This is a genomic window from Steroidobacter sp., assembly GCF_016790065.1.
Taxonomy (GTDB): Bacteria; Pseudomonadota; Gammaproteobacteria; order Steroidobacterales; family Steroidobacteraceae; genus Steroidobacter.
Window position 1 is genome coordinate 1 of the sequence record NZ_JAEUPY010000331.1, and the last position, 23,922, is coordinate 23,922.

Genomic DNA, 23,922 nt, shown 5'->3' on the forward strand with positions numbered 1-23,922 from the left:
ACCAAGACGGCCGGTCGACTGATCGTGCCGGCGTCGGTGCCGGAAATGAAGTTTTAACTCGAAGCGAGCCTGCCATGCCCGAAGTCGTCATCGTCGCTGCCACCCGCACCGCCATCGGTGCCTTCCAAGGCTCGCTCGCGAAAGTCCCGGCCGCCGAACTCGGCGCCATCGTGATTCGTTCATTGCTGGCCAAGACCGGCCTCGCACCCGACGCTATCGACGAAGTAGTGCTCGGTCATGTGCTCACGGCCGGTGCTGGCCAGAACACGGCGCGCCAGGCAGCGATCAATAGCGGCCTGCCGGTCACGACACCGGCGCTCACCATCAACAAGGTGTGCGGCTCGGGTTTGAAAGCGACCCATCTGGCCGCGCAATCCATTCTGCTCGGTGACGCCGATGTCGTCGTCGCTGGCGGCATGGAGAGCATGAGTCTCGCGCCGTATATCGTGCCGGGACTGCGGACCGGCTTGCGCATGGGCCACGGCCAGGTGGTCGACACCATGATCACCGACGGCCTGTGGGACGCGTTCAATCAATATCACATGGGCATCACCGCCGAGAATCTGGCGAAGCGCCACGGCATCACTCGCGAACAGCAGGATGAGTACTCGGTGCTGTCTCAGCAACGCGCGAGCGACGCGATTGCCGCTGGTCGATTCGTGAGTGAGATCACGCCGGTGACGGTGCAGCTCGGCAAAGGTAAAACCGCTGAGTTCGCGGTGGATGAACAGCCGCGCGCCGGCACTGACCTCGCCTCGCTCGCTAAGCTGCGCCCTGCTTTCGATAAGGAAGGCACGGTGACTGCCGGCAACGCATCGACACTCAACGATGGCGCTGCGGCCGTCGTGATGATGTCAGCCGACCGTGCCAAGAAACTGGGTTTGCCAGTGCTCGCAAGGATTGTTTCTTATGCCAGCGCTGGCGTCGATCCCGCGTACATGGGCGAAGGTCCGATCTCAGCCACGCAGCGAGCGTTGCAGAAGGCCAACTGGACATTGGATTCCGTCGACCTGATCGAAGCGAATGAAGCATTCGCCGCGCAGTCGCTCACTGTCGCGAAGAAGCTGGAACTGGACATCGCCAAGGTCAACGTCAATGGCGGCGCCATCGCGCTCGGCCATCCCATCGGCGCTTCGGGCTGCCGCGTGCTCGTGACGCTGATTCATGAGATGGCACGTCGCGATGTGAAGCGCGGGCTCGCAACGCTCTGCATCGGCGGCGGCCAGGGTGTCGCGCTCGCTATCGAGCGCGGCTGACCGATCGAACCGGGGCGGCGCTTACGCCTGAATTTTTCGCGCCGCCTCGCGCATCCGCTGTAACGCTTCGTGCAACTTGGCTTGCGACGTTGCAAACGACAGCCTGACAAAGCCCGGCGCACCGAAAGCCGATCCCGGCACCACGGCGACGCCGGCATCGTTCAAGAACTTCTCACACAGCTCGACGTCGTTCGCGACCTTGCCGCCGATGAGCCCGCGGAAGTCGGCGAAGGCATAGAACGCGCCTTCGGGTACGGGACAGTTGCATCCCGGAATGGCATTCAAGCCACGCACGACGATGTCACGACGAGCCCGGTATTCCTCGACCATCTCTTGAACCGGTTCCGGCCCGAGATTCAATGCCGCCACGGCAGCCGCCTGACTGATGGAGCTAGGCGCCGAGGAGTTCTGACTCTGCACGGTGGCCATGGCTTTGATCAGTTCCACCGGCCCCACGCCCCAGCCGAGCCGCCAGCCCGTCATCGCATGCGATTTGGAAACTCCGCCCACGACCAAGGTGCGAGCGGCGAGTTCTGGAAACAGCTGCACCAGATTCGGTGCGCGCTCCGAACCGAACACGATGTCCGCGTAGATTTCATCCAGCAGCACCCAAGTATTCGGCCACTTCTTTAACAAGTCAGCCAGCTTCGCCAACTCCTCCACCGTCGCCATACTGCCGGTGGGATTGGAGGGCGAGTTCAGAATGATCCAGCGCGTCCGCTCATGCAGGGCTTCCTGCATGGCTGCGGTATCGAGCCGCCAGCCGCGCTCGGGATTCCATGCGCCGCTCACCACACGCGGCACACCGCCCGTGACTCGGATCATGTCGAGATAGGACGTCCAATACGGCGCCGGGACGATGACTTCCTCGCCCGGATCCAAGGTCGCGAGCAACGCATTGAAGATCACCTGCTTGGCGCCGGTGCCGGAGATCACCTGGTTGGGTGCCACCGGAATGCCCAGCACCGTCGCGTAGCGCTCGGCGATGGCTTTCAACAACTCCGGCGTGCCGGCCAATGGCGTGTACTTGGTTCGCCCTTGAGCCATGGCCAGCGTGGCTGCCGCCTTGATGGGTTCCGGGGTTTGCTGATCCGGTTCGCCCACCGTCAGATCGATCACATCCACGCCGCTCAAGCGCAGCAGCCGCGCTCGTTCCGACAGCGCCAGAATCGAGGAAACCGAGATGCCATTGAGGCGTGAGGCCGTTCGCAAGCCGTGATTCACTGGGGATGTCCGTAGTACGCTGCGCTAGAGCATGACCGAGCCGGGGCCCCGCTTCCAAGCGAGAAACCCGCACCAGTAGATGAGAAACCGGAATGAAGCCCGCCAACCGCCGCTTGCTGCCTCCAATGACCGCGCTCATGGCGTTCGAAGCCGCGGCACGCCATGGCACCTTTGCGCGGGCCGCCAAAGAAGTGGCGTTGACCCAGAGCGCGGTCAGCAAACAGATCGCGACCTTGGAGCGCTGGCTGGGCACGCCGCTGTTCGAAAGAATCGGCCGTCGCGTCAGCCTGACGGCCTCGGGCCGCTTGTATGCAATGCCGCTCACCAGCGCGCTCGAACAGATTCGCCGTGCAACGGCCGCGGTGGCCGTGACCAGTCGCGTGCCCGGTCCGATTTCGATTGCCACCCTGCCCGGCTTCGGCATGCGCTGGTTGGCGCCGCGACTGCCCCGCTTGTTTGCCCGCCATCCGGAATTGCCGGTCAACTTCAGTTCGAAAGTGGTGCCGTTCGATTTCAAGACTGAGCCGCTCGACGCTGCCATTCATTTCGGTCGCGCGGATTGGCCTGGCACCGAATCGGATCTGCTGCTGCGAGAAGAGATGGCTGTGGTGTGCTCACCCGAGTTCGCCAGTACCCATAAGCTGCGCCAGCCTGCTGACGTGCTTCAACACACGCTGCTCGAACAGAGCACTCGGCCGCATGCGTGGAGCGCATGGTTTGCCGCCGCCGGCATCGAGCCCAAGACCCGACGCACTCGACCACAATTCGAACATTTCATGATGTTGGCCCAGGCCGCGGCTGCCGGCGCCGGTTTCGCGTTGGTGCCCAAATTTCTGGTGCAGCCGGAGTTGACCTCGGGCGCCTTGGTGAGCCCGTTCGACATCACCGTCACCAGCGATGAAGCGTACTTTCTGGTCTATCCCAAAGCGCAGCTGCAAAACGCGTCGTTCTTGTTATTTCGCGCCTGGCTGCTGGAAGAAACTCATTTGCAATGAATCGCCATGCGCTCATTCACCAGGCGCATGGCGTAGCCCTCATCGAGCTGAGACAGATGCCCCGACGCTCGAATCTGATCGGCGGTGGCCAGCACTCGGCGATACCCGTTGCAGGCCAGCTGCGTCTGACCGGCATCGGCATGCACGTCGGAGAGCATGGCCGTTGCAATCATGTAGTCACGCGCCGCGCTCCAGTTATCCGGTGCGTCGTTCCAAAGTTTCTGTCGAGCGGCGATCGAGCGTTCGAGCACGGCTGAAGCCTCGTCGAAGCGACGCAACGTCGCCAATGACAACGCGTGAGCATTCGCGATGATGTCCTGACTTCGCGCTAGTTCGCGATCGTCGGGCTCCAGCATCACCAACTGTTCGTACAGCGCATGGCCTCGCGCCATGATGGGCTCTGCCTCAGGCCCTCGACCCAACTCCAACAAGGTCGAGCCGAGTTGCCAGGCCGCCAAACCGTACGCACGGTTCACCACCAAGTCTCGGGGCATGGCCGCCGCGACATTCTCCAGCAATAGATATTCGTCACGATAAACGCGTTCGGCGGTCGCCACATTGCCGGCGTAGTACAGACTCTCAGCGAGAATATTGAACAGCCGCACTCGCTGCAGAATGAGCGCCCGATTCTCCAACGTCGGCTCGGGCACAACGGTCATGCCTTCGAGCGCCTGTCGCGCGATCTTCTCCGCTTCGGGATACTTGCCTTGCCACTGCAGCGTCGCCGACTGCTCGACGGCAATGTCGCGACGGAGCGCATCGAGCTGAGGGTCGCGAGCCTGCGTCGCATCCAGCCCATCGATGACGGCCGTGCTCGCATCGAGTGACCGTTGGGCAGCGACAAAATCCTGATCGACGGCGGCTGCAATCTTCGCTCGCGCCAGTTCGACTCTTCCCAAGACCAACGCGCGACTCACGGCATGCTCGTGATCCGACGGCAATGCCTGAGCCAATGTCGCGGCCTTGTCCAGATTGGCACGGGCTTGCGGCAGCTGATGCAAACTCGCTTGGCCGGGTTCAGCCTGCACCTGCGCGAGACGACGCAAGCCTTCGATGACTTCCAGCCGCGTGACCAGCGGCGCACTGGGATCATGAGCCAGCCGATCCAGGTAGCTCTGCCCTGCTTCCGCGATATCCCGTCGCAACGTCAGCGCTCGTGGCACGCCTTCGAGCCGGTCGTAAATATCGAACAGCACATAGTGCGAGAGTTGCCGTGCATCTGTGAATCGCTGGTCCGCACGATCTCGGGCTCGCTCCGCCCGTTCATACAGAACGACCAGCGCAACCGCTGCCACCAACAGCGCGACTGTGCCGATGGTCGCCGTGGTCGCAGCCAGCCGATGTCGAGATAATAATTTGCCAAACGTGTAGTACCAGCCACCGCCATACGCCACGACCGGGCGATGATTGAGCCAGCGGCCCAAGTCGGCGTTCAACGCTTCCACCGACGGGTAACGTTCGTCCGGATTCTCGTGCCGCGCGCGCTGTGCAATGGAGCGCAGATCGGCTGGCACCTCCGGCCACAATCCCAACTGTTCTTCCAGCAGCACGCCGAGCGAGAACACATCGTCCGCCGTCGTCGGTGCTTCGCCAATGCGACGCGCCGGACTGGAGTATTCATAGGTCAACGCGAACGGCGTTGGCGTCGACTCGCTGCCAGCGTTGACGACGCGCGCCACACCGAAGTCCAGCAGCTTCACGCTGCCATCATCGGTCACGATGATGTTGCTGGGCTTGATATCAGCATGCACGACGAGGCGCGAGTGCGCGTAACGAAGCGCCGTGCAGATCTGCATGAACAGCCGCATGGTAGCGGCAATCGTCAGCTTCTCTTCCTTGGCGTACTGAGTGAAGGCGCGACCCGCCGCCAACTCCATCACGAAGTACGAATGACCGTCTTCGGTAACGCCGCCATCGAACAGCTGCGCAATGTTTCGGTGCTGTAGACGCGCGAGGATCTGACGTTCGCGTGCGAACTGCTCGCCGGCCGAGTTCGATAGAACGGAGCGTCGAGTGAGCTTGATGGCAACGGTTTGTTCGAAGACACCGTCGTCACGTTCGGCCGCGAACACGCGTCCCATGCCGCCGCGACCCAACAGCTGCCCGATTCGATAGCGACCGATGCGCGCCGGCGGCGGATCGTCGATCTCCGCAGCGGCCATCGGCAACATCGTCGGCAGGTGATGATTGACGGTCTCAGTCGCTCGCAACAGATCGAGCGAATCGCGCAACAGCCCGCCATCGGCGGCAGTCTTCTCTTGCAAAAAGGCTTCGCGCCGCGGCGCCGGCAGATCGAGCGCGGCTTCCACCAGCTCGAGAATCATCCGTTCGCGGACCAGATCCATCGGGGCGTTACGATGCCTGAGCGCTGCGCGCTTGATTGATGTCGCGCAGCAGCCAGGCGCGGGCCACGTCCCACTGTCGCTTCACCGTCGCCGCCGAGATTTCCAACACATCGGCGGTCTCATCGACCGTGAGCCCGACGAAGAAACGCAGCTCGACCAAGCGAGCACGCTCGGCCGACACTTCTGACAGTCGTCGCAACGAGTGATCGAGTTTTTCCAGATCGAGTTCGATGGTGGCCACACCACTGTCGAATAGCGTAGTGAATACGGCCGGTAGCTGACGCTTCTCGGCACGGAAACGTCGCACTTCGTCGAGCAAGGCCTGCCGCATGACTGTCGCCGCCGTCGCCAGGAAGTGGGCACGATCCTGCCAATTCATCAAATCCAACTTGAGCACCCGGATCGCCGCCTCGTTGGCGAGTTCGGTGGGCTGCATTCGCAACGACGCCGAGTCCCCAGCGAGCATGCGACGAGCCAGCCTGCGCAGCTCCGCGTAGCACAGTTCGAGCAACCGATCGCGGGCCGGGACAGCCCCTTCGCGAGCTTCCCGCCACAATTCGGTCGCTTCCGAAACCACGCCCGCATGGCTCATGCGCACGCGTCTCCGCAGTCGACAGGCGGCTGGCACGGAGGATCGAACTCGAAAGCGATCACGGGTTATGCTCTTTGCTGTTATTGGCGCGCGAGGGCCAGATCTCGGCGACATCGTAGCAGCGGCACCCGGAAAACCGCTGCGAACGCAGTTCACGAAACTAGCGGCTTCACCGACCTTTGTTGGGACCTTTATTGGCTCGGCGTCGAATCCTTTTACAAACCTCATGCCTTCACCGTCGCGTCGCCTGTTTCTCCGCTCCACGCTGGTGCTTGCCAGTGCCCTCCGCCCCGCTCTCGTGTGGGCCGGCCAGTCGTATCTGGACACGCCTATTGTCAAAGACACAGCCGGTCGCTGGCTGGTGCCGACATATGTCAACGGCCACGGCCCGTATCGCTTCATGGTCGACACGGGTGCCAGCCACTGCGCGCTGGCGACCGAGGTGGCGGTCAGATTGAAGTTACCGCCGGCTAACGCTGCGAACGTATCGGTCCACAGCACCAACGGCCGGTCGAACGCATCCGCCGTTGAAGTGCAGGCGTTGGAAGTCGGCTCGTTGCGCTTGGCGCGGCTGACGATGCCTCTGATCGGCGAACCCAACTTGCTCGGTGTGATTGGCGCCAACGCGCTCATCGACAAGCGGCTGTCGGTAGAGGTTCGCGCGGGGCGATTGGTCATCGACTCGAGCTCAAATGACGATGGCGCCGCCGTGCCCGTACAGCAGCGCTTCGGCGGCCTACTGCTAGCGAACGGCAAGATCGATTCGTTGGCGTGCAAATTCATCATCGACACCGGCGCGCAACGCTCGATTGGCAACCTCGCTCTCGCGCGACGCTTGAAGCTGACCATCGACTCTGCCACCACTGACCCGCTGATCGTGCGAACACCCGATGCAGCCGTCGCCGCCACGAGCGTCTTGCCACCGCTGCCGATCAGGATCGGTGCCGATGTTGTTATCGATCTGTCCATTGCATGCGCTCAGCTGCCGGTATTCGCGCTGTGGGAACTCGCCGAGGAGCCCGCAGTGCTCCTCGGCATGGATTACTTCTCACAACTGTCCAGCTTCGCTGTCGACTACCGACGCTCCACCCTAGCGGTGCGGCAAGAACGCCGGTGAGCCGACCAACACCTCGCCGGTTTCCTGGTTCACCACCACGAACAGGATGGGCGTCGGCAAGTTCAAGCCCAGCGACTGATACACCGAGCGGAAGCCGCTCTCGTAGGTGATCGCCGAGCACAGCGGACCGGGCTCGAACAGACATTCCGACACGGCCGCATGCGGCGAAGGCGTCTGGAATACGTTCTGCAACTCTTCGCTGATACGCTGTCCGGCACTTTGCGCCGCATCCACTTCTTCGCGGCTCTTGCGATAGAAGTCGATCAGCCCGTCGTAGATGTCGTCGAGGTTACGAGCCTTGAGCACAGCGGACGCGCTACTGCGCATGCCACCCAGCGCCTTGAGCTTCTCGATCATGTCGGTGAACACGTTGACCAGCTCCGGCCCGATCACAAAGACCTTGTTGAGCGCCGGATGGGCGCCGTTCAGGCCGATGCCTTCCATGCTGCTGTAGTCCGCCTCGAACACGTTGATGGACAGCGAAGACGCCGTCGTCACCGTGAGATCGGCCCCTCCGGTCTCGGAGCGAATGTGACGAGCCGCTGCCAGAATCGCCGCACCCCCAATCGCACTGGTCGCAGCCGCTTGGTAGAACTTGCGAACGGTGTAGCCACCGCCCATCGCATCCACCACCGCTTGAACGGCAACCGTAGTGAGCGTCTCGGCTAGCGTGGAGAACAGGTAGACCTGCTCGCCATTGTTGATGACCGATGCCGGGGCATCCCACTGACCAGCGACCAGCGCTCGCGCGGCGCCTTCCTGCAACGAGCCGTACTCGATGCCCGGATAGCTGCTCGCCAGTCCTGGGAACGTGCGAGTTCGCGCCGGCAGGCCGAACGCAGAGGCCACGTCATCGACCATGGCATCGATCACGCGAGGAATCCGCTGCGACAACAACTCTGCATACAAACCCTTCGCATCCACGATTCCGTATTCGCCCGGCGCAACCGCTCGCACCCGCTCGGCCCGAGCATTGAAGTTGCGGAACAGATTGACGATCTGCGAATAAGGCGTGGTCGGCGAACGTAGTGCTGTCTCGAGCGCCTCGAGATCGCTGGCTGCATCGCTCAAGATGCGCTTGTTGAGCACATCGTCCGCGCTCTGAGTCACGCCGAACCCGGCCATGTCGGCGACCGACGGCGGGAAGCCATCTTCGGTCACGACGGGCACTGCAAAGCTCAGCTGATCCAGATCGAGTGCGCGCCACGTGTTCACCCACGCGGTCATTCGAGCTGCCATGGTCGCCGTGTCACCGGCTTGCCGTGCGGCGTTCGCTTGGGCCAGCAAGTTATCCATGGTGATCAGCGTCGATTCGAACTGCGCGAACAAGGCCAACTGAGTCGGTCTTGCCACGGTGTTGGGTTGCACGACCACGAACTCAGCGACCGAGGTACGACCGCTGCTCGTCACCGTCAGGCGATAACGACCGCGCGTCGTCGCCGACGGCGAGATCGAGCCGTTCGACACCGACGGCAACCCGCCGGCAACACCAGACACAGGCGTCACGCTGAAGCTCGCACTCGGCGTTCCCACCGGAGTGCCATTGATGTCGGTCTCGTTCAACGAGAACGCGATGGGCTCATTGGCCGGCGTCACCGAGCGCGACAGGCGCAAGTCGAGGCCGCTACCGGAAGAAACAACCAAGGTGAATGCACCCGGCTGAGTTTCAGTGCCCGCCGCGATGGATTGCGACACCACCACGCCCGCTTCCACCGTGCTACTGAACACACGCGTGACCGTCGGAGTGAAGCCCAGCGACGACAAGGCGCTCGACGCCGTCGTTTCAAATCGGCCCACGACATTGGGCACGATGGCGGGCGCCGGTCCCTTCGACACTGTGATCAACACCGTCGCCCCTTGCGGCTGCGAAGCGCCGGCGGCCGGCGTCTGCGCAATCACCGTATCGACGGGCTGACCGCTGTATTGCTCCTGCTGAACCACAGCGTTCAGCGAAATGGCACCGAGCGACTGAATCGCCGCGGTTCGCAGACTGCCGACGACGTTGAGTACCGTGGCCGGTGTCGAGGTTGTGACATTGACCACGAATGACTGCGTGGCTTGGGCACCTTGCGAATCAGTGGCCGCGAGCACCACGGTCACACGACCATAGTCACACGGCGATCCATACGACCCGCACGGTCCTGTGTCGAAGCGCACCGCTCCGGTCGCTGCATTGACGCTGACCCACGACGGCGCACTCAAGATCGAGTACGTGATCGTGTCGCCCGCGTCGGGATCGGTCGCAGCCAGTTGATACAAATAGTCCTCAGTGCTGCTCGCCTGGATGGCGGTCGGCGGCCGAGACGTGATGACCGGCGGCTCATTGTCCGGCGCGAGCGTCAGGAACACTCGTGCGTTGGTCGAGGTGCCCGAGCCATTGCTCGCTGCATATTCAAACGAGGTGCCCGCCGTCTCACGCGGATCGCGAACCGTGCCGAGCTGGCGCGGATTGCGGAAGCTGCGATCGATAGACGGGTTGTAGAGCACGCGCCCGGTGTCGTCGATGTCGCCGATTCGGAACTGCGACTGATGGAACGACTTGCCGGCTGGCAGCCAATCGTTGTTCGCCGCTGAGATCACGAACGAACCGTGGCCACCCAACGTGCCGTTGCCCTGGCCGAACGACACGATGTCGGCGTGACCATCATTGTTCCAGTCCGCCACGAAGGTCATGCGGATGGCCCTGCCGCTGGCGATGCGCTGGCCTGCCTCGAAGTTCACCTTGGCCTTGCCATTGCGACCGTCGATGATGTGAGCCCCGAACAACGAGGACACCAGCACTTCTTTGACACCGTCGCCATCGAGGTCGTAGACCTGCACATTGGTGACATTGGATTGACGGTACTCGCGATACGGCGCCGGATTCACATTGCTATCCGGCAACACGAAGGTCCACTTGAGCACACCTTCGGTGCTCATGGCGTACACCATGGCGTTGGCGGCCATGAGCAGCTCCGGCGTGTTGTCGCCATCCACATCCGCAATCGTCAGGAAGCTGGACATGCCGGCCGGCTGCAACGGCATGCGCCGGAGCTCGACACCGTTGGCGTCGTAGATGATGAAGCCTGCGAAGCCCGGCAACGGTTCGCCGTTGTACGGACCGTAACCTTCGCGTGCATGGAAGTGCACGACTTCGGCGCGACCGTCGCCATCGAGGTCGGCCACAGCCACTTGCGCCGGCTCGAGCACCGTCTGCCAGGCCAGTGTCCACTGACCGTTGACCAGGCGCCACACATCGCTGCCGGAAATGATTTCGACCTGGCCATCGCCATCCAGATCCGCGGTGAACGGCGGCTGGAAGTTGTCATAGAACGGTCCCATGCCGGCGAGGCCAGAGCCATCGAGCCGCCCCGGGGGTGCACGCAACACCTGCTGCACGCTGCCGTCAGTGGTCGAAATGATGAGCGTCACACGGCACCCGGTGGCGAGGTCTTCATCGCGACCGGTCGCGAACGCGCAGCCGTAGCTGTGATATGCCAGCGGCCCGTCAGGAGTTGGCGACAAGGTGTTGCCGGCGTCGGGCGTGATCGTCCGGCGCGTCAGCAGCACTGGCGCTGAGTTCGGCGTCAGTCGCGCCACCGACGGCGTCGTGCGTCCATACATGTCGTACGCAACCTGCGTCGGCTCGGGCGGGCAATAGCCGTTGCCGTACAAACATGCGATAGCGTCGTATCGATGCGTGGCCGATGGCGAGACCCACTTGGTGTGTCCCGTGCTGTCGATGGCCACGAGTCGGGTCTCGTTGCCACACAGCGTTGGGTAGATATATTCCAACTGACCGTCATCGTCGATATCGGCCAGCACGCGCTGATAGCCACTGGTGAGCCAATCGAAGCAACCCTCGACCGTAGCGCGATCGGCGTGCCACAGGATGGAGCCATCGCGGCCGTTGATCGCAGTGTGGTTTTGGTTGTACCAGTCGTACACCAGATCCGGATAACCATCGCGGTTCAAATCGCCGACCAACGGCACGGTGTACACGTCATTGATATAGATGCTGGTGGTCAGCGGACGTGCCGTGATTGCAAACGGCGCGCGAGAATCGGTCGTCGGCGCTGTATAGGTGAAGCTGCCGTCGTTATTGAACGAGGTCAGCGACCCCAAGCCAGGCTCGCTGCGTCGAATCGCGTTCAACGCAGCGCCGTCGGCATCCGCGTCGTTGGTCAACACGCCGGGCGCAGTGATCGACAGCGTCTCACCGAACTTCACGTGATAGCTATCATCGCGCGCCACCGGAATGGAGACTGAGCCCACCGTGATCTTGAACACGCCAGCGGCTCGCGCTCCGGCCGGATCGCGCACGCCCACTTTCACGAAGAACTCACCCGTCTGCGAGGGCTGCCAACGCAGCGTGCTGCCCGTCAGGGTCAAGCCATTCGGTGCTTCGATCAGTTCGAAGGTCAACGCGTCGCCATCGGGGTCGGAGGCACTCAGTACCTTGCTGTAGTTCGCGCCCGTGCCGATGCTGTCGTCGCTCAACGCGGCGAGTGTCGGCGCACGATTTGCGGCAGTAACAGTGACATTGAAGGTCTTCGTATCGGACAGACCACCCGCATCACGCACGGTGATCGAGAACGCATGCGTGCCGACCTGCCCGGCGGTCGGCGTCCACGACAACAACTCAGGTGCTGTCAGTGTCGCACCGGCGGGACCTGCGCCAATCGACAGCGTCAACGTGTCGAATGGATCGGCATCGCTGACACCCAAGTGCAGCGACAGACTGGTGCCCAGTGCAATCGTGCGATTGCCGATTTCGACCAGCGACGGCGCAGTGTTAGTGGCCGGAGAGACGACGATGATGACATCGTCGCTCGCGCTCACGGCACCATCGTTGGCGGTCAAGCGGAACACGTAGCTACCCGTGGTCGGCAGATACACCGACGTGCTGGTCGATGTGGCATTGCTGATGGTTGCGACCGCTGGGCCCATCATCTGCGACCACGCACTCGTCAGACGAGGCGGCGCCGGCAAGTTGTCATCGCTGACGGTGCCGGATAGCGTGATCGACGCCACCGCGCCGCTGTAGGGCAACGTGATGTTTTGATCGGCACCTGCATTCACGACCGGCGGCGCGTTCGAGGCGCCGACCACCGTCACTGTGACAGTGGCGCTGGCAGTCAACGAGCCATCGGTCACGATGTAACTAAACGTCGCGACACCAGTGAAGCCCGTGGCCGGCGTGAAGCGCAATCCGCCCGCTATTGCAGTGACGGTTCCGCCCGTGCTCGGCTGGGTGAAGCTGGCAATCGACAACGAGGAACCGGCATCCGGATCGGTGTCGTTGGCCAACACACTGACATCAACGGCCGTCCCTGCCGGTGTGGAAGCTGCGTCATCGACCGCGACCGGGGGTCGATTCACGGGCAGCGGCACACTGACCACCGCCGTGTCCGGCACGCTATTCGCGAAGCCGTCGTTGACGATCAATTGGCCGACATACAGACCCGCGGTGTCAGGTACGAAACTCACAACTGGCACATCGACCGCATTCAACGCGGCATTGCTGCCGTTGGGTCGCGACTGCCAGGTCCACGAGAAACTCAATGCGTCGTTGTCGGCGTCGTGCGAGGCACTGCCGTCGAACTGCGAGGCTGCGCCAATCGCGCCGGTTTGATCCGGACCCGCGTTGGCCACCGGCGCCGAGTTCTCGGTGCTGATGATGACTTCATCCGGGGTGCTGCTGAGCTGGCCATCGGACACGACCAAACGGAATCGGTAACTGCCGGCCAGATCGAGCCGGATCGTTGGGCGCACGGTGTTGGCGCCGCTCAATAGCGCCGTGCTGCCTTGGGGGGCGGCGGCGATCACCCATGTATACGAGAGTGCGTCGAAATCCGGGTCCGACGAGGCTGAGCCGTCGAGCGTGACCAGGCTGGCGCGAGCGACGGTGCGATCCGCGCCGGCGTTGGCAATGGGTGTGGAATTGACGGTGGAGATGCGCACTTCGTCGGCGACGCTGTTCACACGCCCGTCGTTGACGATGAGGCTCAATACATACGTGCCGCCGCGATCCGGCGTGAACGTCGGCATGGCAGCGATGCTGGACGACAACACCGCTGTGCTGCCGCTGGGACGAGACGTCATCGTCCACGCATAGGTGAGCGAGTCGCCGTCGGCATCCGTCGAACCGGTGCCGTTCAATGTGACGAGCGCGCCGGTGCGGACGGTTTGGTCCGGCCCGGCATTGGCGACCGGCCGCGTATTCGCGTTGACCGCATTGATGGTCCAGGACAGCTGGGTCGGATCGAAAGCGACCCGCCGGTCCTGGCGCAAAATGAAAGTGTCGGTGCTGACGAAGGTGCTGCCGGCAGCGACATTGCCGAGGATCACTTCGTTATCGAGGATGGTGGTTGCAGCGGCAGAACTGCTCACGGTCGCCGTGGCATTCGCGAGCGCTCCGCCCTGGTTCACCACCTGGATGCGATAGGTGAAGTCGGTGAGGTAGCTCGAGTAGCGCGTGCTCGACACCAGTACCAGATTGGTCACATACGCCGACGGTGCCTGCGCCACGCTGGTGCCGACCGTTATGAACATCAAGGCCAGCGCGACCGTCGCGCTGGCCCAAGAGCGAAGGAGGTTAAGCATGGACGCCGATCTCCAGGCGCTCACGGCGACGACGGAACATCCCGAAGCCCAGCAGGGCCGCCCCGAACAGCGCCAGCGACGACGGCTCGGGCACCGAGGCCGTGGTGGCCAGGGTGGTGAAGCCGGATTCGATCACCGTGAAGGACAGCGGCTCGATGATGTCGAAGCGCTGCGCACCCGGGGTGCCTTCCAGCAACCAGTCGAAGATGATGGAGAAGCCGCTCAGGCCCTGGCCCGGCAGCACGCCGCTGTTCAACGCCAGCACATCGATGAAGCCGTCATCGGGCAGCAGCGGATCGGGTTGGGCGATGAACCCGTCCCAGCCCTCGGGTGCGCTCAGCGCGCTCAGATTGGCGTACTGATCCAGGCCGAAGAAAAGGGTGAACTCTTCGACCGGCGTGTCGAGCGAGTCGTTGTCGACCGAGTAGTCATAACGCCAGGTGGTGCCGCCCACCTGAGTCGCCTGGTAAGTGATGACGGTCGCGAAGCTCGGCGCCGCGCACAGCATTGCCAGCACCGCAACCAACCCCTGCCACCGGCGCATTGCGCCCAACCCAACATTCCAGCCGCTACCCATCTCGCCTCCCCAACCCTATCAGGTACTTGAACCGCGCACCGTCCCCACCGGAACGGCTGCTCTAAGACCTATAGGCGTAGTGGCGCGAACTTCAGCTCAAAAAAGTTGCACGGCTCCGGGCGGCGGCGCTCAACGCTTGGCGCGTTTCCGGCGGCGGCGGCTGTGGGCAGCCTTGGTGATGACGGTTTCGATTTCGATACGTTCCAGGATTTCGGCGCGCGAGTGACCCCGGGCCAGCTGGTCTTCGGCGTATTCCTGGATGGCCTCGAGGTGCTTGCGATAGAACGACAACGAGGCGCCGAACAGCTCATCGACCGAGCGGAACTCCTTGAGCGCCACACAGTCGTCGATGAACTGAAACTCTTTTGCGCTGAGAACGATGGTCAGGGCCAGGTGCCGCTTGCGGGGTTTAGTCCGTTTGGACCCTCTTTTCGCCGATACCATGCCGCCACCGCTGAAATGCTTGCGCGAACCATCTTGCGCGGGAGCATCTTACGGGTCTTGACAGCACCAGGCCAACGGCCGAGCTGCCTGAAATCAGTACAGCTCCGGAACCAGCATCTCGGCCGGCACCGCCTGGCGGGAATAGTGCTCATGCCGTTGGCGTTCCGGCAATACGACAGTGCTCTTCTGCACCTCCCCGTACGGCAACTGCTTGAGCAAATGGTCGATGCAGTTCAGCCGTGCCCGCTTCTTATCGACCGCCTGCACCACCCACCAACGCGCCTCGGCGATGTGCGAGCGTTCCAGCATGATTTCCTTGGCCTTGGTGTAGTCCTCCCAGCGCCGCCGCGACTCCAAGTCCATGGAGCTGAGTTTCCATTGTTTGAGCGGATCGTGGATGCGGCCGAGGAAGCGCAGATGTTGTTCTTCGTCGGTGATCGAGAACCAGTACTTCAGCAACCGAATGCCCGAGCGCACCAACATGCGTTCGAACTCCGGCACGGAGCGATAGAACTCTTCGTATTCGTCGGGCGTACAGAAGCCCATCACGCGCTCGACGCCGGCACGGTTGTACCAGCTACGGTCGAATAGAACGATTTCACCCGCGGCCGGCAAGTGCGTCACGTAACGCTGGAAGTACCACTGCGTGCGCTCACGATCGTTGGGCGCCGGTAGCGCGACGATTCTGCAGACCCGAGGATTGAGCCGTTGCGTGATGCGCTTGATGGCGCCGCCCTTGCCCGCAGCGTCGCGCCCTTCGAACACGATCACGATCTTCTGGCCGGTCGCGACCACCCAATCCTGTAATTTCACCAATTCGGCCTGGAGCCGGAACAATTGCTGGAAGTACTCGCGGCGATACTCCTTCTCCCCCGCGCCCGCCGCCCCACCCTCGACGCCCGGCAACGGATGATGGTCTTCCAGCTCCATCTCCAACTCTTCGTCATAGCTGTCCGCCAGATCGCGGCTGACCCGGAGCATCAACTCGTCGTGATCGAGCGCTGGTAATTGGCTCATGGGGTCACCGTGTAAAAAGTAGCAAGGCCTCAAACGCCGACGATCAGATAGCTGAGCGCCAGCTTATCGCCTAACAAGTCCAACCCCAACTCGGTCATCGATTCGTCATCCAGCGCCACCAGCCAGCGAACCTCGATCTCGGCGCCAGCGCGAGCGCCGACTTCGAGCAGCGTCAACAACTGCTGCAAACTTCGGGTGCTGGAGCTGTTGACGTAAGTGAACTGCAGTTCGACCGATGTTTTGGCAGAACCGCCCGGCCCGTGCAGGTAGTCCCGCAAGCGGGCCAGAATGGGCCGATAGAACTCGGCCGCGTTCTCCGGGTACGACTCGCCTTGCAACGTCAATGCCCGCCGCTCGAAATCGAAGTCCACGTGCGGCGTGAGTTGGGTGGCGGGAAGTGTCAGGCGTTCCATTGCTGTCTCGCTATTGAATGACGGTGTGGATCTGCAGTTGCAGCTTGCCCTCATGAGCCGGCGCCGCGTCGAGTGCGAACTCGATGGGCTGGGCCGCGTTGCGCGCCACTGTCAGCAGGCCGAGGCCAGCGCCTCCCACGGAACTGGTCTCGGGTAAATGTTTTAGGCTCGCGAGCTGCGCTCGGAATTGGGAACGCAGTTGCTGTGGTGTCAGTCCGCGTAGCTCGCTGAGTCGTTCCGCCAGCGGTGAGGCGTTGCTAGCTGAGATCAAACTGCGAGAGCGCAGATGATAACTGTCGGCGTGCTGCCACACGTCGATCGAACCACAGCGAACGATTCTCACATCTCGGACACCTTCCGGCTCACCGTGATGAATGATGTTGTAGGCAAGTTCGACGAAGCTGGAAAAGATCTTGCGTGCGCGCGGCGCCTCGACATCGAGCGACATCAAACGCGCCCGTAACGACTCCGCCGTCGCCGCGACGATGCTGGCGCTCACTGCACCGGAGTATCTGAAAAGTTCTTGTTCGCCGTCACGCATCGTCTAAACCTCAAACATCAGCAGAGTCGCGTCATCACGGCGTGCCTGGTTTCCTTGCCACTGCCGGTAACGCATCAATGTTGCTTCGAAATTGGCGTCTAACTCCCTGCTGCCAGTGCCGAGCGAGTTGGCAAACCGTGCTTTGCCGTAAGCAATCGCTCGCGCTTCACCCACTTGATCGAACATTCCGTCGGTTGCGATGGCGACTCGCATGCCCGCTTCCAGCGGCGTCTCGCTGATCGGCCACTCGGAATCGTCCGGCGTATCGGCGTAACCCACGCCGGCTCGCCCGGCCGGTAAACAATTCCACGATGGCTGACCCGCGTAGGCAACGAACACCGGCAAGCGCGCACCTGCGAACTGCAAGCGACGCTCACGACGATCGATGAGTACGATGGACGCATCCATTCCATCATCGGGACCGTCGTCAGGGCCATCATCCTCGATGTCTTTACTGTGGCGCTGTCCCAGCGCTGCGCGGGCGCGGCGATTGATACTTGCCAGGATGTCGCTCGGACGCCAAGAATCCACGTCCGAGATCGAGGCTTCCAGCTTCGCCGACATGATCATCGTCATGAGCGCACCAGGCACGCCGTGTCCGGTGCAGTCGAGCACCGCCACCAGCACGCGATCCTGATCGCCACGACAAAAATAATAGTCGCCACCCACCAGATCTCGCGGTTCCCAGAACACTCGATGCTGTGGCAGATGTTCAGCCAGGTTTTCGTTGGACGTGTGCAGGAACGCGCGTTGAATCCGGCTGGCATAACGAATGCCTTCGAGCACCTGACGACTGCGGGCTACTTGCACGTCTGCCAGTGCACGCATCAGCGTCGGGCCGCTGCAAGTCCCCACGTATCTGCCGTTGGCGGTGACGATCAAGCCGTGCTGTATCGCGCGTCTGGGTTCAGTGGCCGCCATGGCGCCCAGCTCCGCGATCGATTCATTTTCGTCCGCCAGCAGCGGTGCGCGATCCATGAACAACGAGCAGCTCTTGCTACCGAACAATTCGTGTTGAAACGGCCGAGAGAAACGCTCGACAAAACTCTGACGAACGACCAGCCCTACCGGCAAGCCCTCGCTGACGATGGGTAGCAAGTCTTGCTCAGGATGACTGGCAAAGTACTCGAGCGCGTCCACGCAAGTGTGTTGTGGCGTGAGGGACGCAGCGGCAATCGCGAGCTGTCCGATGCTGGACCTTGCAACCATGACGAATTCGATGAAAGGACGGCGCATTCTGGAGTGCCGTCATTTCACGGAGTAGGACGCAGGTCCGGATTTTCCGGACCTTCACGAGACTGTCACATGGGATCGTTCGTCAGCCAGCTGAGTGACAAACGCATGCGTCTGAGCGACGTTATTGCATCAAGCGCTGAGTTCGCTGAGCGCCGCGAACTCGCGGTCGGAGAGCTTGATCTCGACCGCTGCGACATTCTCTTCCAGATGTTTCACCTTGGAGGTGCCGGGGATGGGCAATATCACCGGGCTGCGCTTGAGCAACCAAGCGAGCGCGATTTGACTCGGGACGACTCGATGGGCCTTGGCGATCTCATCGAGTGCCGAGCCGGGCCGAGCGAGTTCGCCGGCGGCCAGCGGAAACCAGGGAATGAAGCCGATGCCCTGCTGCTCGCAATGTTCCAGCACTGGCTCGGCACTACGGTCGCCGAGGTTGTAAAGATTCTGCACGGTCGCGACCGGAAAGACTTTCGAAGCCGCTGCGATCTCTTCGACGTTGACTTCGCTCAGGCCGGCGAAACGAATCACGCCTTCGTCGAGCAGCTGCTTGACCGCGCCGAACTGTTCATCACGCGGCACATTCGGGTCGATGCGATGCAATTGCCACAGGTCGATGCGCTCCACGGCCAGCTTTTTGAGGCTGGCGCGTGCCTGTTTGAGCAAGTGTTCGGGGCGGCCGTTTTCCACCCAGCGATCCGGCCCCGGTCGGGTCAAACCACCCTTGGTCGCGATGACCAAACCAGGATACGGATGCAAAGCCTCGCGCAGTAACTCTTCCGACACGTCCGGCCCGTAAGAATCGGCCGTGTCGATGAAGTTCACGCCCAGCTCGGGCAAGCGCTTCAACAGCCGTAACGCTTCGGCCTTGTCCGCCGGCGGGCCCCAGATGCCGCGGCCGGTGATGCGCATGGCACCGAAGCCCAAGCGGTGGACTTCGAGTTCGCCGCCGATGCGAAAGGTGCCGGAATGAGCTGCTGTCAACGTTGCCATGGGGAATCTCCGCTACGCCTGGCCGGCAGTGTAGCGGCTTCCCCAGGGCCTGACCGGCCTACTGCGGGTCCGGCACGCGAATGTCGGTCGGCGGCGTTTCGTGCCGCAGATTTTCGACGAAGTAGTTCCAGATCTTGCGGTTGGTGAAACCGGTGCGATAGAAGTTCTGGTGGTTCACCGACGGGTGGATGAACAAGTCGAAGTCCTTGTTGGCCCGGATCAGTGCGTCCGCCATCTGCAGCGTGATTCCGACGTGCACGTTGTCATCGACGTAGCCGTGGCCCAGCATCAGTTTGCCCTTCAGGCGATCGGCGTGCTGATAGTTGGTGGGCTCGAAGTGCTCCGGATATTCCTTGGGCAGGCCGCGTTCGCGATTCACCGGGTAAACGAACAGATCGAAATCGTGACTGCCGGCGGAAGCGACGCCCACCTTGAACAGGTCGGGCTTCTCCAACATTGCATGCACCGTGCTGAAGCCGCCGGCCGAGTGGCCATACACGCCGACCCGATCGATATCGATGAAGCGGTGCTGTTTGGCCAACTGTTCGATGGCCGCGACATGATCCTCCAGATTCAGATCCCAGGTGCCCCAACCCAAATCCTGCATCGACTGCGAACGCAACGGCGTACCGCGACCGTCGACACACATGACCACGAAGCCCAACTGCGCCAGCGCAATCGCGTTCTGACGGTCTTGCAGGAACGAGCGCGGCGTTTGAATGCGGAAGTTCGCGCCATAGGTGGCATCGATCAGCGGGTACGACTGCTTCTCATCGAAATCCCGAGGCAGGAACAACACGCCATAAATATCGGTCTTGCCGTCCGCCGCCTTGGTGCTGAAGCGCCGGGGCATGGTCCAGCCCTGCTCCTGCAAGCGACTGGTATCGGCGTGACCCAACTCCACCACATCGGCACCCGAATTGGTCCGCAACACGTGCACCTGCGGCTCGGACACTGTCGAGTACGTGTCGACGAAGAAGCGGCCGTCCGGTGAGAACTTCACTTCATGATGGGCATTCTCGGGCGTCAGCAACGCCAACTCGGTGCCATCGAAGCGCACTCTATATAAGTGAGAGTAGTAAGGATCGTGTTCGGACTCGCGACCTCCGGCGAGGAAGTACAGCCACCGCCCCTCCTCATCGATGTTCGCCACACCGTGCACCGTCCACTCGCCGGCGGTGATGGCGTTCTTGAGCGCGCCGGTCTTGCCGTCGTAAAGATAGTAGTGACCCCAATCGCTGCGCTCGGAATAAACGATGAACTCGGCACCGTTGTTCAGAGGCAGGAAGCGCTCGCCCTGATCGATGTCCGGTTGCAACGCTGTCGCGGCCGGCCCGTCGGTGACGATGGCTCGGGCGCGGCCGGTCGCGGCATCCGCTTCATATAAGGTGATCGAGCGGAAATCGCGCGTCTCCGGCGCTGCGAAAATCTTGGTGCCGTCGACGCTCCAGCGCAGGCCGCCTTCGGGCGTCGGGCTGTAACCCACACCGGGCTTGGGAATGGCCAGGTTGATGCGTTTGCCGGTGCGCATGTCGAACACCATCAGCTCGGCTTCCTGCCGCTTGTCGCTGCTCGGCCAGGAGGTGTTCTGGAAATGCACGTACGGCACTTGATGCTTGGCGCCGGGCACCAGCGGCACGACGTGCGGCAGCTTGTACATGCCACGCTCGTCGACGCGATAGGTCAGCAACTTATCGCCATCGGGCGACCAAATGCCGAAGGGACGCACCGCCTTGTTCGCCAGTCGCGTGGTCAACGAAGCGGAGGCCCAATCCGGCGCCAGGCCGTAGACGTAATCATCCACGCCATCGGAGGTGAGTTGAGTTTGCTGACCGGTGCTCAGGTCGACGCGATACAGATTGTTATCGACGACCTTGGCGCCCCAACGGCCGTTCGGCGCCACCAACACGTCATCGCCCGCGGCTGGTTTGCTCTTGGCGCTTTGATCGGCAGGTGCCGGCGGCTCGATCACACTGCGTCGACCACCCTCGCCGGTGAGATCCACTTGATAGTTGGTCGTGCCGGAAGCGGTCACCCATTCATAGCGCACGCTATTGCCATCCGCACTCCATTGCGGATCGATGGTCGTGCCGAACACATGCTTGTTGATGGTCCACGGCAAGTACTGCGTTGCACGCTCGTAGCGTTGCTTGAGCTGCTCCGCCGATGCGTGCTCGTCCTTCTTAGAGGCGCACCCCGTGATGGCCAGCGCGGCGACGGTTGCTACGAGACAAACTGCCGATCTGATATGCAAAGTATTGGCGCGCACGACTCACCCTGATGGAAGCTCGCGATCAAGTTCTTTCCGACCGCGATCGAGTGTAACGAATCGGTGAGCGCCACTGCTCCTAGGTAACACCTAGGAAGGGCCGCCCCTTGCGGAGCGGCCAATCGTCAGCCGCTGAGTTACCAGCGACCCCGCACGGTGAAGGTCAAGCTACGCGGCGTGCCGTAGACGTTCTGGTTGTCCAGCGTGCCGGTCGGTTGCCAGTAAACTTTGTCGGTGAGGTTGTCGCCGTACAAACCCAGCGTCCAAGTCTCATTCAGCGCGTACTGCACGGACGCATTCCACAGCGTGATGCCGCCGTAATTGAACGTGCCGTAGGTGGCCGAACTCTGCGAAATCACGCCGGTGTTCAACGTCACATCGCTCAACCGCCCCGGCAGTCGATACGAACTCCACACCTTGCCTTGATGCTTGGGCGTGCGGCCCAGATTGACGGCGCCGGTGGGATTGCCGACGTAGTCCGTCTGGCTAAACGTGTAGCCGCCGAACAGCTGCCAGCCCGGCAGAATCGCGCCCGACATCTCGATGTCCATACCCTCGACCGTGATCTTGCCTTGCTGGATGTAACAGCAACGCGTACCGGCGCTCGGATCGGTGATGGCCGCAATCGTGCCCGGCTCCACCACACCTTGCCCGTCGCGTATCAGTCGATAGATGGACGCGGCCGCGGTCACACCGTCGAACACATCACCCTTGATGCCCAGCTCCATGTTTTCGCCGACGATGGGATCGAGCGGACTGCTGCCCGGCGTGGGGCCCAGGTACAGATTGCCCTGCGATTTATACGTTTCGCCGTAGCTCAGATACGTGGTCCAACGATCCGTCAGGTTGTAGCTCAACGCCGCGCTGGGAATGAACTTGCTGTCGTCGTAGCGCAGGTAAGTCGTGGCACCGGTCGCAACGGCGCGCAACGCCTCGTCGTAGCGGAAGTTGGCATGTCGTCCACCGAGCGTCAGTCGCAGTGGCTCGGCGAGCTGGATTCCCACGGTGGCATACACGCCCCGCTGCGATTGCTCGCGCTTCGGGTAGTAGTTGATGAAAGTGCCGTTGGGCTCCGGATACAGCGCCGGATTGAAGTTGAAATAATTGATACCGACGTTGTTGCCATAGGCAAACGTCGGCAGCGAGTAGCCGTGCTGACCGCCATCGAGCTGGGTGTAGTCCGCGCCCACGGTGTAGTTGTGAGTACGGCCGAACAATTCCACCTTGCCGCTGGCCGACAGATCGGCCATGCGCTGGATGGCTGAGTAAGTCGCCATCGTGCCGTAGATGCGCGAGCCGCCCAGCGTCACTGGATCCACCCGACCGTACACCAGCGACTGTTTCAGATCGCTGTCCTGTTCGATCTGAGTCACATTGAGCTTGATGGTGCCGGTTTCGCCGTACTGCTGCTCGACGCGGCCGAACATTTCCATCGTGTCCAGGTGCCAGCGGCTCCAGTCCGGCGCGGGATTGAACTCACGCGATACCGGGATACGCTGACCATTGGAGAAGCGCGGCACACCCGACCAACCCGGGTACGCATCGTCTTCACGCTTCTCGTAGTTGGCGCCAATCGCTACCAAGGTGCTGTCGGTCACGTCCATTTCCAACGTGCCAAACAGAATCTGTTTTTCGGTGGTGTAGCGATCGATGTGATAGCCGCGATCCATGTAAGACGCGACCGCGCGACCGCGCAAGCGACCGTCGAGTGCCAGCGGACCGGTCACATCGAGGATGCCGCGATAGTTGTCCCAGCTGCCGCCGGACACATTCACATTCATGGACGAGGTGCGCTGGGCACGTTTGCGCACCAAGTTGATGACGCCACCCGGTTCACCGGCGCCGGAGTACATGCCGTCCACACCACGCAACATTTCGACGCGCTCGATGGTCGCGGTGTCGGGCGTATAGAAGAAGCCGAGACCGCCAGTGTATGCCGGGGCGCCGCCGTCGAACTGCAAGGTTTCGAGTCTGATGCCGCGCGAGTAATAGAAGGTGTCGAGCGGGCTGAATGCGCCGACGGTGACACCCGTCGTCTGTACCAACGCTTCCTGCAAGGACGTGAGGTTCTGCGCTTCGATGCGCTCGTTGGTGAGAATGGTGATGGACTTCGGCGTCTCACGCAGTGTGCCGCCGGACTTCGATCCGACGCTCAGCTTTTCATCCAGCGTCGCGAACACCGTCACTTCTTCGACGATGCCGTCGCCAGCAGCGGTGTTCTGCGTTTGCGCCTGCGCCAACGAGGCCACCGTCAACGAACCTGCGCCGGCCAAGGCCGCGAGCGTGGCGCTTCTGATCAAGGACTTCATCATGTCATTCCC

16 protein-coding genes are annotated in these 23,922 nt (G+C 62.2%); 3 read left to right on the forward strand and 13 right to left on the reverse strand.

What is annotated here, in order from left to right:
• Window positions 1–74 precede the first annotated feature (74 nt).
• Window positions 75–1,256, forward strand: a complete 1,182-nt coding sequence (locus tag JNL55_RS13785; protein WP_293853908.1) for an acetyl-CoA C-acetyltransferase — start codon at window positions 75–77, stop codon at window positions 1,254–1,256.
• A 21-nt stretch (window positions 1,257–1,277) separates the two neighbouring features.
• Here the strand turns inward: JNL55_RS13785 and JNL55_RS13790 are convergent, their stop codons facing one another.
• Window positions 1,278–2,480 carry a pyridoxal phosphate-dependent aminotransferase gene (locus JNL55_RS13790; protein WP_293853910.1) on the reverse strand — a complete coding sequence of 401 codons (1,203 nt, stop codon included), beginning with the start codon at window positions 2,478–2,480 and terminating at the stop codon, window positions 1,278–1,280.
• Window positions 2,481–2,572: 92 nt separating this feature from the next.
• Here JNL55_RS13790 and gcvA point away from each other — a divergent pair, with 92 nt between their 5' ends.
• Complete coding sequence (gene gcvA / locus JNL55_RS13795) at window positions 2,573–3,475, forward strand: transcriptional regulator GcvA (protein ID WP_293853914.1); 903 nt, start codon at window positions 2,573–2,575, stop codon at window positions 3,473–3,475.
• Here the strand turns inward: gcvA and JNL55_RS13800 are convergent.
• Entirely contained in the window at window positions 3,463–5,820 is a 2,358-nt protein-coding gene (locus tag JNL55_RS13800) for a serine/threonine protein kinase (RefSeq protein ID WP_293853918.1), read from the reverse strand. The genes gcvA and JNL55_RS13800 overlap by 13 nt on opposite strands.
• A gap of 7 nt (window positions 5,821–5,827) precedes the next feature.
• Window positions 5,828–6,412: an ECF-type sigma factor gene (locus JNL55_RS13805; RefSeq protein ID WP_293853923.1), complete on the reverse strand. Its 585-nt coding sequence runs from the start codon at window positions 6,410–6,412 to the stop codon at window positions 5,828–5,830.
• 226 nt (window positions 6,413–6,638) lie between these two features.
• Here JNL55_RS13805 and JNL55_RS13810 point away from each other — a divergent pair, with 226 nt between their 5' ends.
• A complete protein-coding gene (locus JNL55_RS13810; protein ID WP_293853927.1) occupies window positions 6,639–7,529 on the forward strand; it encodes a retroviral-like aspartic protease family protein in 891 nt (296 codons plus the stop codon).
• Here JNL55_RS13810 and JNL55_RS13815 read toward each other — a convergent pair.
• From JNL55_RS13815 to JNL55_RS13860, 10 genes are all read right to left on the reverse strand, one after another.
• Complete coding sequence (locus JNL55_RS13815) at window positions 7,503–14,114, reverse strand: Ig-like domain-containing protein (RefSeq protein ID WP_293853932.1); 6,612 nt, start codon at window positions 14,112–14,114, stop codon at window positions 7,503–7,505. The two genes, JNL55_RS13810 and JNL55_RS13815, sit on opposite strands and share 27 nt — an antisense overlap.
• Complete coding sequence (locus JNL55_RS13820; RefSeq protein ID WP_293853935.1) at window positions 14,107–14,691, reverse strand: PEP-CTERM sorting domain-containing protein; 585 nt, start codon at window positions 14,689–14,691, stop codon at window positions 14,107–14,109. Before JNL55_RS13820 ends, JNL55_RS13815 begins: the two co-directional genes overlap by 8 nt.
• A 129-nt stretch (window positions 14,692–14,820) precedes the next feature.
• Window positions 14,821–15,135: a hypothetical protein gene (locus JNL55_RS13825; RefSeq protein WP_293853939.1), complete on the reverse strand. Its 315-nt coding sequence runs from the start codon at window positions 15,133–15,135 to the stop codon at window positions 14,821–14,823.
• Window positions 15,136–15,228: 93 nt separating this feature from the next.
• Window positions 15,229–16,152, reverse strand: coding sequence for a polyphosphate kinase 2 (gene ppk2, locus JNL55_RS13830; protein ID WP_293853942.1), 924 nt, complete (start codon window positions 16,150–16,152; stop codon window positions 15,229–15,231).
• A 29-nt stretch (window positions 16,153–16,181) separates the two neighbouring features.
• Window positions 16,182–16,565, reverse strand: coding sequence for a DUF1987 domain-containing protein (locus JNL55_RS13835; RefSeq protein WP_293853947.1), 384 nt, complete (start codon window positions 16,563–16,565; stop codon window positions 16,182–16,184).
• 10 nt (window positions 16,566–16,575) lie between these two features.
• Window positions 16,576–17,106: a SiaB family protein kinase gene (locus tag JNL55_RS13840; protein WP_293853952.1), complete on the reverse strand. Its 531-nt coding sequence runs from the start codon at window positions 17,104–17,106 to the stop codon at window positions 16,576–16,578.
• Window positions 17,107–17,109: 3 nt separating this feature from the next.
• Window positions 17,110–18,315: a SpoIIE family protein phosphatase gene (locus JNL55_RS13845; RefSeq protein WP_293853957.1), complete on the reverse strand. Its 1,206-nt coding sequence runs from the start codon at window positions 18,313–18,315 to the stop codon at window positions 17,110–17,112.
• A gap of 156 nt (window positions 18,316–18,471) precedes the next feature.
• On the reverse strand, window positions 18,472–19,332 hold the full coding sequence (locus JNL55_RS13850; protein WP_293853961.1) for an aldo/keto reductase: 861 nt from the start codon (window positions 19,330–19,332) through the stop codon (window positions 18,472–18,474).
• Between the two features lie 58 nt (window positions 19,333–19,390).
• Window positions 19,391–21,601 (reverse strand): S9 family peptidase, encoded by a 2,211-nt coding sequence (locus JNL55_RS13855; protein WP_293853966.1) that lies wholly within the window; start codon window positions 21,599–21,601, stop codon window positions 19,391–19,393.
• A gap of 137 nt (window positions 21,602–21,738) precedes the next feature.
• Complete coding sequence (locus tag JNL55_RS13860; RefSeq protein WP_293853971.1) at window positions 21,739–23,910, reverse strand: TonB-dependent siderophore receptor; 2,172 nt, start codon at window positions 23,908–23,910, stop codon at window positions 21,739–21,741.
• Window positions 23,911–23,922: the final 12 nt, after the last annotated feature.

Bases quoted from the DNA above. Each gene is read 5' to 3' on its own strand.
- ppk2 (WP_293853942.1), bottom strand. From the start codon at position 16,152: ATGAGCCAATTACCAGCGCTCGATCACGACGAGTTGATGCTCCGGGTC.
- JNL55_RS13835 (WP_293853947.1), bottom strand. From the start codon at position 16,565: ATGGAACGCCTGACACTTCCCGCCACCCAACTCACGCCGCACGTGGAC.
- JNL55_RS13810 (WP_293853927.1), top strand. From the start codon at position 6,639: ATGCCTTCACCGTCGCGTCGCCTGTTTCTCCGCTCCACGCTGGTGCTT.
- JNL55_RS13850 (WP_293853961.1), bottom strand. From the start codon at position 19,332: ATGGCAACGTTGACAGCAGCTCATTCCGGCACCTTTCGCATCGGCGGC.
- JNL55_RS13840 (WP_293853952.1), bottom strand. From the start codon at position 17,106: ATGCGTGACGGCGAACAAGAACTTTTCAGATACTCCGGTGCAGTGAGC.
- JNL55_RS13785 (WP_293853908.1), top strand. From the start codon at position 75: ATGCCCGAAGTCGTCATCGTCGCTGCCACCCGCACCGCCATCGGTGCC.
- JNL55_RS13845 (WP_293853957.1), bottom strand. From the start codon at position 18,315: ATGGTTGCAAGGTCCAGCATCGGACAGCTCGCGATTGCCGCTGCGTCC.
- JNL55_RS13825 (WP_293853939.1), bottom strand. From the start codon at position 15,135: ATGGTATCGGCGAAAAGAGGGTCCAAACGGACTAAACCCCGCAAGCGG.
- JNL55_RS13800 (WP_293853918.1), bottom strand. From the start codon at position 5,820: ATGGATCTGGTCCGCGAACGGATGATTCTCGAGCTGGTGGAAGCCGCG.
- JNL55_RS13820 (WP_293853935.1), bottom strand. From the start codon at position 14,691: ATGGGTAGCGGCTGGAATGTTGGGTTGGGCGCAATGCGCCGGTGGCAG.
- JNL55_RS13805 (WP_293853923.1), bottom strand. From the start codon at position 6,412: ATGAGCCATGCGGGCGTGGTTTCGGAAGCGACCGAATTGTGGCGGGAA.
- gcvA (WP_293853914.1), top strand. From the start codon at position 2,573: ATGAAGCCCGCCAACCGCCGCTTGCTGCCTCCAATGACCGCGCTCATG.
- JNL55_RS13815 (WP_293853932.1), bottom strand. From the start codon at position 14,114: ATGCTTAACCTCCTTCGCTCTTGGGCCAGCGCGACGGTCGCGCTGGCC.
- JNL55_RS13860 (WP_293853971.1), bottom strand. From the start codon at position 23,910: ATGAAGTCCTTGATCAGAAGCGCCACGCTCGCGGCCTTGGCCGGCGCA.